The 16,408-nt window shown below is 57.9% G+C and carries 13 protein-coding genes; 6 read left to right on the top strand and 7 right to left on the bottom strand.

Going from position 1 to position 16,408, the window contains the following annotated elements:
• Positions 1–262: 262 nt before the first annotated feature.
• Positions 263–2,137: a diguanylate cyclase gene (locus QA648_RS21915; RefSeq protein ID WP_283053653.1), complete on the bottom strand. Its 1,875-nt coding sequence runs from the start codon at positions 2,135–2,137 to the stop codon at positions 263–265.
• Between the two features lie 634 nt (positions 2,138–2,771).
• Here QA648_RS21915 and QA648_RS21910 point away from each other — a divergent pair.
• The 4 genes from QA648_RS21910 to QA648_RS21895 all read left to right on the top strand — a co-directional run bounded on the left by QA648_RS21910 (position 2,772) and on the right by QA648_RS21895 (position 7,589).
• Positions 2,772–3,104 carry a hypothetical protein gene (locus QA648_RS21910; protein ID WP_283053651.1) on the top strand — a complete coding sequence of 111 codons (333 nt, stop codon included), beginning with the start codon at positions 2,772–2,774 and terminating at the stop codon, positions 3,102–3,104.
• Positions 3,105–3,464: 360 nt separating this feature from the next.
• Positions 3,465–4,787, top strand: a complete 1,323-nt coding sequence (locus tag QA648_RS21905) for an efflux RND transporter periplasmic adaptor subunit (RefSeq protein ID WP_283053649.1) — start codon at positions 3,465–3,467, stop codon at positions 4,785–4,787.
• A gap of 3 nt (positions 4,788–4,790) precedes the next feature.
• Positions 4,791–6,752, top strand: a complete 1,962-nt coding sequence (locus tag QA648_RS21900; protein WP_283053646.1) for a MacB family efflux pump subunit — start codon at positions 4,791–4,793, stop codon at positions 6,750–6,752.
• Between the two features lie 444 nt (positions 6,753–7,196).
• Complete coding sequence (locus QA648_RS21895; protein WP_283053644.1) at positions 7,197–7,589, top strand: hypothetical protein; 393 nt, start codon at positions 7,197–7,199, stop codon at positions 7,587–7,589.
• Between the two features lie 52 nt (positions 7,590–7,641).
• On the opposite strand, the gene QA648_RS21890 is transcribed toward QA648_RS21895, so the two are convergent.
• Together QA648_RS21890 and QA648_RS21885 are read right to left on the bottom strand one after the other, a co-directional pair.
• Entirely contained in the window at positions 7,642–8,910 is a 1,269-nt protein-coding gene (locus QA648_RS21890) for an ATP-binding protein (protein ID WP_283053642.1), read from the bottom strand.
• Positions 8,907–9,638: a response regulator transcription factor gene (locus QA648_RS21885; RefSeq protein WP_104826403.1), complete on the bottom strand. Its 732-nt coding sequence runs from the start codon at positions 9,636–9,638 to the stop codon at positions 8,907–8,909. Before QA648_RS21885 ends, QA648_RS21890 begins: the two co-directional genes overlap by 4 nt.
• 368 nt (positions 9,639–10,006) lie before the next feature.
• Here QA648_RS21885 and QA648_RS21880 point away from each other — a divergent pair, with 368 nt between their 5' ends.
• Positions 10,007–10,216 carry a dodecin gene (locus tag QA648_RS21880; RefSeq protein ID WP_104826402.1) on the top strand — a complete coding sequence of 70 codons (210 nt, stop codon included), beginning with the start codon at positions 10,007–10,009 and terminating at the stop codon, positions 10,214–10,216.
• Positions 10,217–10,441: 225 nt separating this feature from the next.
• On the top strand, positions 10,442–11,245 hold the full coding sequence (locus QA648_RS21875; protein ID WP_260304845.1) for an arginine deiminase family protein: 804 nt from the start codon (positions 10,442–10,444) through the stop codon (positions 11,243–11,245).
• 36 nt (positions 11,246–11,281) lie between these two features.
• Here the strand turns inward: QA648_RS21875 and QA648_RS21870 are convergent, their stop codons facing one another.
• From QA648_RS21870 to fhuF, 4 genes are all read right to left on the bottom strand, one after another.
• A complete protein-coding gene (locus tag QA648_RS21870; RefSeq protein ID WP_245464161.1) occupies positions 11,282–11,683 on the bottom strand; it encodes a response regulator in 402 nt (133 codons plus the stop codon).
• A gap of 2 nt (positions 11,684–11,685) precedes the next feature.
• Positions 11,686–14,715, bottom strand: coding sequence for a PAS domain S-box protein (locus tag QA648_RS21865; RefSeq protein WP_158704560.1), 3,030 nt, complete (start codon positions 14,713–14,715; stop codon positions 11,686–11,688).
• 200 nt (positions 14,716–14,915) lie between these two features.
• The gene (locus tag QA648_RS21860) at positions 14,916–15,299 is read right to left on the bottom strand and encodes a response regulator (RefSeq protein ID WP_104826399.1); all 384 of its coding nucleotides are present in this window, start codon (positions 15,297–15,299) and stop codon (positions 14,916–14,918) included.
• Positions 15,300–15,600: 301 nt separating this feature from the next.
• The gene (gene fhuF, locus QA648_RS21855) at positions 15,601–16,407 is read right to left on the bottom strand and encodes a siderophore-iron reductase FhuF (RefSeq protein ID WP_283053638.1); all 807 of its coding nucleotides are present in this window, start codon (positions 16,405–16,407) and stop codon (positions 15,601–15,603) included.
• Position 16,408: the final 1 nt, after the last annotated feature.

The following is a 16,408-nucleotide window of genomic DNA, read 5'->3' as shown; positions in this document are numbered from 1 at the left end:
TCGCGATCGAGCCGACGAAAAATGATTTTTTCTATAATGCCAGACACGGCAGGGAACAGTGGGAAGGGCGCATGGCGTGTTCCCTGCCGTGCTTTATAGAAGGCTGCATTGACAGCGGAAGCGTTCCGTAGACAGTCTTCTGATGGCCGCACTGGGAGCGGCACGTTGGAGAGCTAAGGGAGAAGCTCGCCGCGCATCGAACATTTGGTAGCGTGCTTTGTTCCCGGAAAGCGGACCTGACGGCAAATTTAGAATGATCCAACTATGCGGCCGTTGCCTGCTCGCCAGCCGCTGCGATGCAGTCACGGCCCTTTGTCTTGGCACCATAGAGTGCTTGGTCCGCGGCCCGCACCAAATCGGCGACACTTGCGAATGTCGATCCATCGGACATGTTTGCCACTCCGATGCTGGTCGTCACGATCGATTTGCTGCTTGCGCTGTGTGGTATTGCGAGTTGATTGAGGGTCGAGCGCAGAACCCCGGCGAGGTTCAAGGCGCCGTCTCTGTCCGTTCCAGGCAGAACGATCGCAAATTCTTCGCCCCCAAAGCGAGCCGCAAGGTCGGACGGTCGTGTGACAACCGAACGGAGAATGTCGCCGATGGCCTTGAGGCATTTGTCGCCCTCAAGATGACCGTAGGTGTCGTTGAAGCTCTTGAAATGATCGATATCTATAAGCAGCAGACTAAGGGGAGAGCTGTTTCGGCGTGCGCGGGCAAACTCCGTTAGGATCACTTCGTCGAATACCCGGCGATTGGCAATACCGGTCAATGCATCGGTATAGGCAAGCCCGGTCATCTTCTGAGCAAGCTGCTTCAATTGTTCCTCGGAATGCTTCATCGACGTGATGTCCGAGACCACCACCAGAGCGGATCCATCGGACGCCAACCGGGTGCGCAGGCTGAGCCAGCGTCCGTCGAACAGAGGAATTTCAGTGTCGCGCGTCAGGAAAAGCTGGGCGGCGGAAGCCTGTATCCATTCTTCGCTGACGTCAGGGCTGACATCGATCCTCTCCGCATTTCGCACCACGGCTCGGACAATATCCGAAATGTGCGCACCCGGCTTTCTGGCATATCCCGAGCGAGGAAATGCGGCGCGGTACTGATCATTGCAGAACACCAGCTTGCCGTCCGGATTGAACATGGCGAGCCCGTCCGACATTTCCGCCATCGCTTGCGAAAGCACATTCTTGCTTTCGACGGCTTCTTGTATCAGGCGCTTTTCCTCGGTGATGTCACGCGTCACTCCAGCAAGCCCGATCAAATTGCCATAGCGATCTCGCAAAGGCACCTTTGACGTCAGAAACCAGCGCTTTCGGCCGTCTTCGACGACATAGGGCTCCTCGAAATCCACCATCGGATCTCCCGTCGACATGATCTCCTGTTCGCGATCGAAAAACGCCTGCGCCATTTCGCTAGGATAGAGATCGAAATCGGTCAGACCGGCCATGTCAGACGATTTCGTGCGACCGTGGTTTCGTGCGACGTTCAGGTTGGCTACCAGGAAACGGCTCTTGCGATCTTTGACATAATAGAGGTCGGGCGCTTGAGTAAGTGCAGCCCGCAAGATGTCTCTCTCGACGGTGAAGGCGTGGAAGTAGGTGATAACAGAGGCCGCGACCAAGGTTGCAACGAACCCCATAACGATGAATCCGAGAGCTGTGATCGGGGAGCCATTGCCTCGATATGCAAGGCTCATTGCCACGGAAACCGAAGCTACAGTGAAGGCGGAGGCGGCAATTCTCTTGAAATTCATCGGCTGCCGGCGAAACAAGAAATGCATCGACGTCCCGAGGAGCGACACGACCGCGATCGAGATCAGGCCCGGTTGAAGGCCCGCGCCGCCCATGGAGATCCGATAGGCTGCCGTAAGCATGCCGGTGACCAGGATAGCCAGCGGCCCGCCGTAAACAGCCGACACGGCAAGCAAGGTGGAGCGTAGATCGACATAGTAGCCACTATCGATTTCTACGGACAATGCCATGGAAACGATCGCTCCCAGCCCCATCATCAGACCGAAGGCGATTTTGGCCTGGACCTCAGAAAGACGATAGAGCCGGTAGTGGAGGTGCATCCACACCGAAATGAGAAGCGAGACGGCTGCAACATTGCCGATCAGAACTTGCCAGGCCACAATCATTTATCCAAAATTTTAAAAGAACTTAGCTTGGATTCTTTGATGAAGTCTGAATCTTCGCGGTTGCACGAATTCCTTCAGAACTATCCGTCAAGGCACGTAGCGACAAATCGCAGACATTGCTCCAGTCGTCATTCCGTCCATATCAAAGCCTGGACAAACAAACGAAGAAAAATTTTGTAATGAATTTTTGCTGAGAGGGTTACAGCAAACTTCGTTCGCAACAATCCCCCGCGAAGAAATACTTGGAAACATAAAGACGCATGCCGTTTATATGCTCCGACTAGCTTTGCATCAGTGAATTGAAGCGAATTCGAAGGCACTGATCATGAGGCACTTGCGTATTGTCGCAATCTTAATGTCAACAACCATCGGCGGCATGATTGTTCCGGCTCTTGCCCAGGAGTCTCCAATCCCGAGCATCGAACAGGGTGTCGGTGCTGAGAGGATGGGACCTTCGCCGGCGTGGATGGGGCCGGAACGAGGGCCATGCCCCGGCTTTCGCGGCGACCCTCGGTTGGGCAGCCCTATGATGGCATTTGACAACGGTTTGCCCTTCCCGCCGCCTCACGCGCCGCCTCCCGATTTCCCCCCTCGGCCGGATCACGCATTGGAGCTTGCAAGCAGGCTATCGGCGATGGAAACGCTGATCGGTATCCATGTCGCCCAGCTTGACGCCTGGAGGGACTATACCGCCGCATTGACAGACCTTCTCGATGTTCCGGAGCAAATGCCACCGAAGCCCGTTTCGGAGACCGAAACGAAACCATCGGCGCCTGATGCCGGTTCGAGTAAACCGTCCGAATTGTTCGGCGAAGAGATTGCCGATCACGTGCTGGACCGTGCTGCCAAGGCTCGTGTGTTGAAAGATAAAGCGGCGGCACTTCGCTCCGTTTTGACCACTTATCAGCTCAAGAAGCTTGAGGATGCTGAACGGTCGCTCGATCCAGGTCCTGGCCGGTTCCACTAGGAGCCGGAAGCTTCCGCCTTTATGGACAAGCCATTCTATCTCCACCCGACAGGGATTGACCCCCCGGACGTAATTTGTCCGATCTCTGTCAGTTGGAAGGAGCGACGACCCCAGAAAAGGCGGCATGGTCCGGGGAGCCCCGCCCCGGCATCCCCGGACCAATCCCTTATCAAGAATACCCGCCGAATGCTCGCTTTACAGTGCGGAAGAAGCCCTGATAGAGAGCCAGACGTTGATCGCCACCGATTATGTCGCCCTCAACAAGGTTCTGGGCGGAGGCTGGGAGGCGAGGTCGATACCTTCGGACCCGCCATGGCCACGCCAACAGCGGTCCGCACCTGACCGCAGCCAGATAAATCCATGCTGAACTCTCTAAGCCCGATGACGATACGAACCGAACTGAAAGAAGCTGACCGAGCCTTATTGCGCGCGCGGCCATTGGGCACCCCGCGAAAAAACCGGTTTCGGCGGCCAGGCTTGGCTTTCGCCGTATTCGCTCTGCTTGCCGCCGCCGCTGCATTCCTGTTTCACGACGATATCTTCGCCCAGAAGGGCTCGTCCGCCATCACCGCCACGGTTGCGCGAGGGGATGTCGAGGAAGCGGTGCTTGCGTCGGGGACGTTCAAACCGGTCAAGCTGGTCGCGGTCGGCGCGCAGGTCTCGGGGCGGATTACCGCGCTGAATGTCAAGCTCGGCGATGAGATCAAGAAGGACACGCTGATTGCCGAGATCGACTCCACGACGCAAAACAACGATCTGAAAACCGCTCAAGCCTCGCTCGCCAATGTCAAGGCGCAACGCGAGGAAAGCGAAGCCGACCTTGTCAATGCACAACAGACGCTGACGCGGCAGCAGACGATTTTTCGCAATCAAGCCGGCTCCAAGGCGGATCTCGATAGTGCGGAGGCCAGCGTCAAGAAGATCACCGCCCAGATCGCTGCCCTCGATGCGCAGATCGTTGCAGCAGAAGTCGCGGTGGAGGCGGCGCGGGCAAATCTGTCCTACACGCGCATCACCGCGCCGATGGACGGGACCGTGCTTGCCATCGTCAACCAGCAGGGCCAGACGGTCAATGCGGCCCAATCAGCGCCGACGATCGTCATTCTCGGCCAGCTCGACACGATGATCGTTCGCACCGAGATATCGGAGGCCGACGTCGTCAGGACCAAGGTGGGCCAGCCGGTCTATTTCACCATCCTCGGAGACCCCGCCACCCGCTACGATGCCGTGCTGCAATCGATTGAGCCAGCGCCGGAATCGATCACCAGCGACAGCAGCGTCACCTCTTCCAGCACGACCTCATCCAGCAGCACGTCGACCTCCTCCTCATCGTCGTCTGCGATTTACTACAACGGCATCTTCGCCGTATCGAACCAGGACAACCGTTTCCGCACCTATATGTCGGCTGAAGTCCATATCGTGCTTGGCGCGGCGAAAAATGCGCTGGTCATTCCATCATCGGCGCTTGGAGCGAAAGCCGCTGACGGATCCTACAATGTGCACGTGGTCGCAGCGGACGGACAGCAGACCTCCAGAAAAATCATCATCGGCCTCAACAACAACGTCACCGCCGAGGTGCGGTCGGGCCTTTCGGAAGGCGAGCGCGTCGTTATCGGCGAAGCAAGCACAAGCACGACGACCAGCAGCAGTGTCGGCGGGCCACCGCCGCCCATGGGGTTCTGAGCGATGGCTGTCCCACTCATAGAACTGAAGGGAGTGAGCCGGGAATACCAATCCGGCGACCGTACCATTACCGTGCTGAAGGACATCGATCTGTCGATCGCCGAAGGAGAGATGGTCGCCATCGTCGGCCCTTCCGGTTCCGGCAAATCGACGCTCATGAACATCATCGGCCTGCTCGATCACCCCACCGACGGCGCTTATGCGATCGCCGGCACCGAGACGCATCAGCTCGACAGCGATGCACTTTCGACGCTGAGGCGAGAGCATTTCGGCTTTATCTTCCAGCGCTATCATCTGCTTTCCGAGCTGAGCGCACTTGGCAATGTCGAAGTCCCCGCGATCTATGCCGACCAATCAAATCAGGCGCGGCATGCCCGCGCCGCCGCGCTTCTTGACCGGCTTGGCATGGGCGACAGGACCGGGCACAAGCCTGGTCAGCTTTCCGGCGGACAGCAGCAGCGTGTTTCCATTGCGCGTGCCTTGATGAACAACGGCAATGTCATCCTCGCCGATGAACCGACCGGCGCGCTCGATCAGCAAAGCGGCGATGAAGTGCTTGGCATCCTTTCCGAGCTGCACGCCGAAGGCCATACCGTAGTGATCGTCACCCACGATATGAAAGTCGCGGCCCGCGCGCAGCGAGTCATCGAGATTTCCGACGGCCACATCGTCGCCGACAGGCGCTCATCCGCCAAAAATACGCGGGTTTCTAGCAATCACGGCTCCATGCCCGAGAAGGAGCGCGGCAGCGGCTGGCGTGAGCTGGGCAACCGGTTGCGCGAGGCCTTTCTCATGGCGATCCTCGCCTTGAAGGCGCATCGGCTGCGCACGTTCCTCACCATGCTCGGCATCATCATCGGCATCGCCTCGGTCGTTTGCGTCGTTGCGCTTGGGGAAGGATCGCAGCGCAAGGTATTGGCCAATATCAACAATCTCGGCACCAATACGCTGGAGATTTTTCCAGGCAAAAGTTTCGGAGATATCCGTTCAGGGCGCATAAAGACCCTGGTGGTCGCCGATGCCGATGCCCTGGCCAAACTGACCTATGTCGCCGCCGTCACGCCGACCGTTTCGACCAGCAAGACGGTCCGGTTCGGCTCGACGGAGGCCAATGCGCTGATCAATGGCGTGGGCGACGCTTATTTTTCGGTCAAGGGTTCGAAACTTGTGGCCGGACGGCTGTTCGACGCAGACGGCGTGCGACGGATGGTGCAGGATGCCGTGATCGATCAGAATACGGCAACAACGCTCTTTGCAAGCAAGGGCCTCGATCCCACCGGGCAGGTGATATTCGTTGGCCAGGTGCCTGTCCGCGTCATCGGCGTCATCGCCTCGCAGCAGGGTGGTTTCGGGTCCAGCGACAATCTGTCGATCTATCTTCCTTATACCAGCGTGCAGGCCCGGTTCCTCGGCGATATGTCGCTGCGCAGCGTCACCGTGCGCGTCAAAGACGATACCGAAAGCACGCTCGCCGAGGCCGCGGTGACGCAATTCCTGGAGCGCCGGCACGGCACCAAGGATTTTTTCGTTCTCAATACCGACGACATCCGTCAGACGATTGCAAGCACAACGCGGACGCTGACCCTGCTTGTCTCCGCAATTGCCGTCATCTCGCTGCTTGTCGGGGGTATCGGCGTCATGAACATCATGCTCGTCTCTGTGTCCGAGCGTATCGCCGAGATCGGCGTTCGCATGGCAGTCGGTGCCCGCCGACAGGATATATTGCAGCAATTCCTGATCGAGGCCGTGCTGGTCTGCCTCCTGGGCGGCGCGCTAGGGATTGCCCTTGCGCTTGGCTTCGGCCTTGCCTTCAACCGGTTGGGGTCAAACTTCGCCATGGTCTATTCGGGAAGTACCATCGCACTCGCATTTACCTGTTCCTGTGCGATCGGGCTTACCTTCGGCTACCTGCCGGCGCGCAATGCGTCAAGGCTCGATCCCGTGGCAGCTCTTTCACGAGACTGATCGTGGCTGACTAGAATCTCAGTATGTAAAGATTGATCATTCGTCTCATAGAAAGAAAAACCGGCTTCGCCATTCATGTTGGGGGCGTCTGACGAAGCCGGCATGCGGGTGACCAGAGCATTTGAAGGCTCAGGACCGCATATGAATTTACAGCAACTATCGTCGAAAGTGTTTCCGAACGTTGCGGAAACAAGGCATTTTTAGGAAATTTCTTGTCCGGACGTTTCCAATATAACCGAAGCCCCTTGTATTTATCCAGTACATCTTTCGATGCATCCATATATCACTCTGGATTTATTGATATGTTTTGCAGATTGCTCGAATACATCATTCGCGACAAGCAAAATTACATTCGATTTCGCGCGTTCGACTATTTACGCTCAATTAATGCACTACGCATCATGGTCTGGCTTCCGAATAACGAAGCAACGATCAGGACGTAAAATGGTCAGTGCAATCTCTGCAGCGACAACGGGATCTCAGTTGAGCTCCACCTCCACAACTTCCTCAACCTCGGACGATGCCGCGAAGATTGAGGCACAGATCGCCGCGAAGAAGGCGCAGCTTGCCAATACAAAAGACCCTGACGAGGCTGAAACGCTGCAAAAGGCCCTCGCCGCCTTGGAGGCAAAACTGGCCAAGCTGGAAAAATCCGCCGGCGAGCAGTCGAGCACCGCCGGTCAATCTACCAAAACTGGCACTGCTTCGAATACCAGCTCCGAGTCCACCTCTTCGAACAGCAAGCAGCAATCATCGCTTTCGGGCGAAAGCGATCGCATAGGATCAACGAATTTCGACAAGGATAGCGAATTTGGAGACCGGACGGCCTATGTTTGATAATAGGCGCCCACGCTGAAACGGGACTCCGCCATTGAACAAAGGCGGCCTCTCAACCAGCGGCGGGTCTATCGCTGCGGTTCTTGAATGCAACAATCTGCTCCAGACCTCTCGGGTGCCGATTGCGCACGGTGATCTCACCTTCGAACCTGGAAATGATTTCCTTGGCGATGGCCATACCAAGGCCCGCTCCCGGGAAAGACCGCTGCCGTGCGATATCGATCCGAAAAAATGGTTCGAACACTTGGCTCAAGCGTTCTTCCGGAATGCCGGGTCCTGTATCGACTATTGTGACGATTGCCTTGTCGCCGGAGCGAGTGACGGTAACGATTGCCGATTGACCATGCGTTGCGGCGTTGATCAAAAGGTTGCGCAGAGCCCTTGTGACCGCCAGAGAGCCCGCGCAAATCGTCGCGGGCTGCAGTTCGCCGGCTTTGACAGCCATGCCCATCGCCGTCAGCTCCGACACGATGTTTGCCACGATCGTATCGAGCCTTACGCACTGCAGGCTGTCCTTGGAGATTTCCTCGCGTACCAATCCGATGGCGCTATCGGCGATCGTGTCGAGCTCTTCGAGGTCGGCGAGCCATTTCAGCCGATCCTCATCATCCTTGATAAATTCAGCGCGCAATCGCATGCGCGTCATGGGTGTTCTGAGATCATGCCCGGCGGCTGCGACCAGCCGCATCCGGCTCTCGGTTGCAGCCTTCACCCTTGCCGATAGTTCGTTGAGTGCGCGTGCCGTGACGCGAATTTCGCCCGGACCGGTTTCCGGAACATGCGGGAGCGTCCCGTCCGGACCAATTTCGGCTGAAGCGCGCTCAAGCAGGCGAAGCGGCTTCATTATCTTCGATGCGGCAAATATTGAAATCAGGACACTGCCTGCAATGATGAGGCCGAGCCATCCCGCCAGTATCTTCCACCCCCCAGGCGGCGGGCCGAGTTCCGGCAACGGCATCACCATCCACTTGCCATCGGGAAGGTAGAGAGAGGCAATCATAGTACCGGTCGGTTGGCGAGATACGGTCGCCACCCGAACGTCGCCGGTTCGGCGCAGGCTTTCCATCAGAAATCCGGAAAGCGGTTCATCGGGTTGCCCGTCTGCGGGAGCAGCAGCTATGACTACGCCAGCAGCAATCGCCGCAGCCCTGTCTTTTTCCGCGAGCTTTGCAAGTATGGAGAGCTGATGGGCCATCGGCTCCATGGTTGCTTCCGGCCGCGGCCCTCGCATGACCAGGTTTGCCGCAAAAGACGAGGTGATGACCACCAGAACGATAGCCGTCAGCAAGAGTATCGCCAGCCGGGCGCCTAGAGACCTCATGGATCGCCCTTAACGGCCGTCACCGGGACAACGAGCTGATATCCGCCGTTTCGGATCGTTCTGAACACTGGCTCCTCGGCCGTCTCCCCCAGCTTGCGGCGCAATCGGCTCATCAGCACGTCGATCGAACGATCGGCCGGGTCGCGATCACGCCCCTGCGTCAAGTCGAGCAGCTGGTCTCGCGACAGCAGCCGGCCGGCTCGTTCGATAAAGGCCTTGAGCAGATCGAATTCGGCTCCGGTCAATGAAATAACTTCGCCGTTGTCCCTGGTGACGCGGCGAAGCTGCGGATCGAGGGTCATCCCGGCAAAAAGAAAGCGACGCTGCTCCGGCTCGGAAGAGGGATCCTCGTTTACCCGGCGCAGGACCGCCCGAATACGCGCTGCCAGCTCTCGCGGGTTGAACGGTTTGCCGAGATAGTCGTCCGCGCCGATCTCAAGCCCCAAGATCCGATCGATGTCTTCCTTGAGAGCGGTCAGGAGAATGATCGGGACACGAGGACGGCGGTTTCGCAGATCGCGGCAAAGATCAAGGCCCGATCCATCGGGCAGCATGACGTCCAAAACGAGGAGATCCGGGGGGCGCCGATTAAGGGCATCGTTGCAGCCGCGGAGATCGCTTGCCGTCGAGACACGAAAGCCCTGCTCCTCGAGATATCGGCTCAGAAGCGCACGAATTTCGTGGTCGTCGTCGACAATCAAGATGTCAGGCGCGGTGGTCACAGTCATAGGCAATATTCCGTTTCTTCAGACTTTTATACAAACTCCTCTCCAAAAGAAGGTTTTTCGCTGGCGAAACCAGCGAAAATTCTTGCCGGAAACATTGGTTTACAAAATTCCTCACCGTGGAAACGTTGAGCAAAAAATCGGGCCGCTTAAGCGCGCTCAGGGAGGTCGCGTAGGCGGCGATGATCGCGGCCGAGCGAAGGCCTGGTCGGGAACTGCCTCAAGTGCGATTCCACCGTTTGACAAAGGACGACTGTTGCCGGATCGTGAATGCGAGATATCTGAAATAACAGACGTCTCGTAGCCGGCCACAGGAACGCGGCCCGGGAGTTCGAAGCCAAACATAGTCTGCACGAATCTGGGAGGATAACGTGAACGATCATGTCTATAAGAAAGTGGAACTAATCGGCAGTTCCAGAACCTCGGTGACCGACGCGATCGAAACGGCGATTTCGCGCGCCTCGAAGACTATGAGGAACCTCGAATGGTTCGAGGTGGATCAAATCAGGGGACACATCAAGGATGGCGCGGTCGCGCATTATCAGGTGGTGATGAAGGTCGGGTTTCGGATCGACGATTGATCCTTGAGCGATCCGTTCTTCGCAAATACGAGCTAGCCGCCGGGGCGAGCGCTTGCCCCGGACAGGTGCGCGTTTGTAGATTTTAGACGCTACGATTTCACAACCAACGAATGACATCAGCGCCAAGGCTAGGGCATATTCCCGCCTGCCGGCCGTGGACAGCGTTGTCGACGACCATCGGCAAGCACGGTAGAAGCGCTCTGAATGGCAATAAGGTATTAGGAAATGTCCTCACCCAGATCAGTTTATCATTTCAACTCCGCCATCGTTCGCGAGCCATCGCGCTCGGTCGTTGATGGCCTGCGTGCCGGGGAGCATGCCGGCCCGACTTATGAAGGCGTAAAAGCGGAGCATGACGACTATATTGCCGCTATGCGCGACGCTGGTGTGAAAGTGACCATCCTGCCCGCGCTGGAGGCCTTTCCCGACTCCATCTTCGTCGAGGATCCCGCTCTCGTGTTCACCGAGGGTGCGATCCTGCTTCGTCCGGGCGCAGCAAGCCGCGCGGGCGAGTCAGCGGCCATCGCATCCGCCTTGCGTGAGAGGTTCGACATCGTCCTCGATCTCCCGGGTCACGGGTTCGTCGACGGCGGCGATGTTCTGACGACACCAAAGGGTGTCATGATCGGCCTTTCGGCGCGAACCGACAAAGCGGGCGCCGAGGCTCTCGCCGGCTGCTTAGATAAGCTCGGCCGCAAAGCCGAACTGGTTGCCACGCCAGAAGGCGTGCTTCATTTCAAGACCGATTGCTCGCTGCTGGACGAGGAAACCGTGCTCTCGACCGCCCGCCTTGCACGCTCCGGCGTCTTCAAGGATTTCAAGCAGATCATCATTCCGGAAGGCGAAGAGCCGGCGGCGAATGCTCTGCGTGTCAATGACGTCCTGATGGTCCCTTCCGACTATCCGCGCACGCTGGAGATGCTCGATAAGCTCGGTTACAGGATTGCACCGATGAAGACCACCGAAATCGGCAGGATCGATGCAGGTCTCTCCTGCCTGTCGCTGCGCTGGTATCGCGATGGCAAATAGTCTCGATGTGCCCATTTTCGTCCAACGGCGCGAGGCTTAGCCGGGTTCCTGATCGTCGGATTTTGACGCAATCTCGCTCAAAGCCTTCTGAACCGCGCTGATCAGGGACGGCATCGAATAGGGTTTCTGCAGCCACGCAAGCGGGCACGCCGGGCCGGCGCGCTGGATGATGTCGTGGTCGGCGTGAGCCGTCGCGAAAATGCAGCGAATACCGTGGTCTCTGAAGAGCTCCAGCGCCGCATCCACGCCGTCGCGTTTGCCCGAAAGCCTTATGTCCATGATCGCCAGAGCCGGTCGACGCGCAACGGCGAGCCGGATCGCCTCCTCCGCCGAGGAGGCGATGCCCGCGAGCGAATATCCCGCAGCGGTCAGTGTCGCCTCAACGTCCATGGCGATAAAAAAATCATCTTCGACGATCAGAATGGTATCGTTACTCAAGATCAGCCCTGCCTCTCAGCCATCCGCGAAAACGCGACACTGCAGCGCGTCGGCGAACCTGAGCTTACGGTGAAAGTGGCGCCGAGCTGGCGGGCAAGGCCTTCAACCAGCCGAAGGCCGGATGATCTGTGACGCACCGAACTCAGTTCGAAACCCGGTCCGTCATCCTCAACGGAGAGAACGTCGGCCTCCCCTTCCTGAAGCAGCGAGACCCGAACGTTAAAATCAGCATCGGCGGCACCGCCGTGCTTGAAGGCGTTGGTGACCAGCTCGTTGATAATCAGCGCAAGTGGCATGGCGGCGTCATTGGGAAGCTCGCCGGCATCGGCCTTGCGGGTAATTGTTGCGTATGATGGCAGGGTCTGTTGCACGGCAAAGCAGACGGCATCCAGAAACTGCGGCAGACTGAATTTGGTCGCATCGATCGTATCGTACAAGACGCGTTGGGCAGCCGCCATCGCGCTGATCCGGCCTGTCGCATCCTCGAGGATTTGCCGCGCCTCTTCGCTCTGGCTCCGCCTTGCGGCGCTTGAAAGCAAAGACTGCAGCATTTGCATGTTGTTCTTGACCCGATGGTTGAGTTCGTTGAGCAGCATTCTCTGCTGTGTTTCGGCTTGCTTGCGCTCGCTGATGTCCACCAGCATGTTGATGCCGCCGACAATATTGCCATCCGCGTCGTATATCGGCGTCGGGTGGGGAATGAACGGAACACGCGTGCCGTCGGGCCGTTCCGACACGGCTTCGACACCGCGCACCGCCCGCTTCTCCTGGAGGGCGATCGCCATGGGGCACTTTTCATGCGGCAGCGGCTTTCCGTCCGGCCAATAGAGCTTCCAACTGATAGCCCACGCATCGCTGCCGAGCGTCGGAGTGCGGCCGGCGAACTCCACCGCCGCCTGATTGAAATATGTGATCTTACCCCGTGCGTCCGTCGTATAGATCGCCGCCGGAATGGCTGCCAGGAGATCCTGAAGCTGCCGTTCGCTCGCTCGAATCCTGGTCTCCGCTTCCTTGCGCTCGGTAATGTCGCGGGCGATCTTGGAGGCTCCCACAATCCGCCCTTTGGCGTCGCGAACCGGGGATATGGTCAGCGAAATATCTACAAGGCTGCCGTCCTTGCGCCGTCGCACGGTTTCAAGGTGGTCGATCATCTCGCCGGTGCGGATGCACCTTAGAATTTCCGTCTCTTCATCCATCCGGTCCGGTGGAATGATAATGGTGATCGATTTGCCGATCACTTCATTGGCGGCATAGCCGAACAGCCGTTCCGCGCTGCGGTTCCAGGTGGTGATTATGCCATCAAGATTCTTGCTCACGATCGCATCGTGCGAGGATTCGACGATCGAGACCAAATGCTGCGCCGCCTTCTGAGCCCGCATTCGCTCGATGCCGAAAGCAAGCTGACGCGCGAGCGCCAACCCTATGTCGATCTCCCCGTTCGTGAAGACATGCGGTTTATCGAAATATGCCATGAACTTCCCGACAAGCTTTCCACTATCCAGCAGGGGAATGAAGGCCATAGCCCGTATCTCTTCAGCGAGTATGGTTTTCTTCAAAGATTCCGGGAGCGCTGCCCGCCTGATGTCCGCAATGTAGATGGGCTGCGGATTTTCCTCATTCGCTTTCCAAGGCGAATGGCCTTCAACAGCCGCACGATAGGCGTCGGACAACCCCCTCCAAGCCACGAATTGCAAAATCGAGGCGCTGTCGTACAAAAGGATCGATGAGCGTTGGCACCGCAACGCCTCTTGAATGGCATCCAGAGCCAGTTCGTAGACATCACCAAGGGATCGCGCATGCTGCAACCTGTCTGTGAGCCGGTAGAGTGCCGCCTGCTCCTGGATGCGGGCGGCGAGCTCCTCCTGCACCTGCTTGCGCTCGGTTATGTCGTGCTGGACGCGCACCGCATAGAGAAAGCGTCCGTCCGCGTCGCGAACGCTCGATGAGGTAACCGAGGTCCAGAAGGAGCTGCCATCCTTTCGTAAAATCCGCTTCTCGACGGAGTATCGATCGATGTTGCCGGCGACCTGACGCTGAAACTGCTCACGATCATGCTCGACATTCTCAGAAAACGTCTCGTCAAAGATCGACCGGCCGATGAGCTGGTCGGCGGTCAAATCCATCAATTCACAAAGCCGCAAGTTGACGCGCAATAGTCGCCCGCCGGCATCGATCTCTGCGATGCCGCTACCGGCATGCTCGTAAGTGGTTGCAAGCCTGCGCTCCTGCTCGTGGAGAAGAGCCTCGGCTTCGGCCCGATCGGTGACGTCGATCATAAAGCAGCGTGTGCCGGTTGCTCTCCGATCGCGGGCGCGGCCGTTCGACGTTATCAATACATGGCGGACCGAGCCATCCTTTGCCTGCAACTTGGCGGGATACTGGCTGATCGGCCGGTGATTGCGCAGGCAATCGAGAATGTCACCGATGACTGACGGATCGAGATGATAGTCCTTGATATTGTGGCCAACATATTCGCCTTCGGCATAGCCAAGCATGGCGAGTTCGGCCTGGTTGGCGCGGAGTATCACTCCGTCATCGGCTACGACATGCAGACCGACGGCGCTGTTCTCAAAAAATTCGGAGAGATCTTCGTTCGCGTTATGAAGGGCTGTGGTTTCGTGGAAACAGTTGATGGCGCCGATCAATTTGCCTGTTTCGTCTTCCACCGGGTCGATGTGAACCATGGCCCAGATGGAGGAGCCGTCAGGCCGCTCGACTCTTGCTTCGACACCATGCACCGGAGCGCGGGTGCGCAACACGGTTGCCATCGGTGTTTCGTCCCGACGAATTCGCCGGCCGCCAGTGTAAAGGCGGTATGAGCCGCAATATTTCTCACTGTCATCGCCGATGAGAGGCGAGCGGCCCCATAAAGTAGCGGCAAGTGAATTGAACCAGAGGATACGACCGTCGGCATCGCAGGCGTAAATTGCCACGGGCAGCCTTTCGATGAAGTCCTGGCTGACCTGCAATGCCGTTGGATTTCCAACAAAGGAGAGGAAATTTGCCGAGGCTGGCGCTGAATTTGATTCCATGCTCATCGCCATCCCCCCATATAGGCAGAATAACGACGATAATGCCGGTACCGTTGAAAGGTTCCATTGACGCCACCGGTCACCGCGGAAGCAAATTCCCAAATACAGTCATCAGGTTCAGGCGACATCAGCGGAGCGACCTTCGACCATCTTTCTGATCGTCGAAGCACCTGGTCAAACCAATCGTCCTCCGTTCAGCTTCATGCCCCGTGAGGCGTGATTTGATTTTCTCCCCTCATCCGCATGTCGCGGGCACGACCCAGGGCGTCGGCAACTTGCTTATCGCTGAACGGCTTTGGAATAATCGCAAAGGCGCCGCCGAATCCCTGCCGGATCGCCTCGGGTATTCCGGTTACGAAAATAACCGTTGTATGAAAGCGATCGATCAGTCGGCGGGCGAGCTGGGGGCCGCTTTTTCCCTCCGAAAGGCCGACATCGACCAAGGCAATATCGGCGCGTCTGGCATAGGCCAACGCCTGCTCAACGCCGGATGCCGGGCCGAGAACCGAAAACCCGGCATCGGCCGCTATTTTCTTAAGTTGGAGGGCGACGAGTCCCTCGTCTTCGACAATCAACACGTTCATAGTGCATACTCCTCCTCCATAATTATCTAGGTGCTGCCCGCCGCTTTTCCATTTGTGGAAGCATTTCATCGGTCGGGGCAGCTCCCTTGCGTCGGTTTCACGCAGGAACGGCGCTGTTGCAGATATGACTGCCGGCTGACGTAAATCTTTGTGCTGCGCTTTCGGACGGCGGTGATGCCGAACTGCCGGTCGACCAGACGCACGTCCTCCACAATGCCACCTTTATATCGCCACGGGGAAGCATGGTTTTGGGACGGCTTCAGTCTATCGCAACGGTGCAGGCAGCAATGTTGCTTCCGGTCTATTGCCGTCCCTGCGGCAGCGGACAGCTCAGACCGCATCCGCCGATATCCGGAAGGCAGTAGCGCAAGCAACAGACTTTGCGGCGTTTGAATGGAAGGCCACTCTCGTCCTGCATGCTGCGCAGGGTACCACATAACGGGTTCTTCTCGCCATCAGGAAACGTGGGATCGGAAAACAGCGGCGCCCCTTCCTCAGCCAATGCGGGAGCGCTTTGACGGCCCGTTTCATCGATGATCCAATCGAGATAGCCAGCCGCATTTCCCCAGAGCAGCTTGCCGCTTAGATGGGCATGATGGGAAATCGCATTGGCCAAGGGTTCTATGTGCTGCCGCACAAGGGGTCTTATTGCGGCGTGTATGTCGAGTTCCCGCACCTGTCCGAGATTGGGCAGAAGAAACGATACCGGCGTTGCCGTTTCCCGGTCGAGGCATAGCGAGACCTCGTCAAGCGAGACCGGCAGACAGCGTCGCAGCTCGAGCCATGCGAGCGCCGTGTTGATGGTCAAGATGCTGAAGTAATAAAGGGTCCAGAGCGACACGATGGCGCGGCGATCGGCCGGCAAAAATTTCGCCCCGTATCGGTCGATGATGCTGTTGAAGCAATCTGCTTCGCAAAGCGCCGAGCACGCGATGACATCGCAGCCTGCCGGCGCGTCCAGCAAGAATTTCCCGCGGCAGAAACCGTATTTCTCTCCGCCATGGTGGACCAACAGCGCACCGAGATCGCGCTCGCCGTCCGCATCCTTTGATGCGGACGATATCGGTTGCTTCGATGAGGCTTGGGCGGAATTCAATCGCTCGCTCAAT

It is taken from the genome of Rhizobium sp. CB3171 (genome assembly GCF_029714265.1).
Lineage (GTDB): Bacteria > Pseudomonadota > Alphaproteobacteria > Rhizobiales > Rhizobiaceae > Rhizobium.
This window is presented reverse-complemented; position numbering and strand designations above follow the sequence as displayed.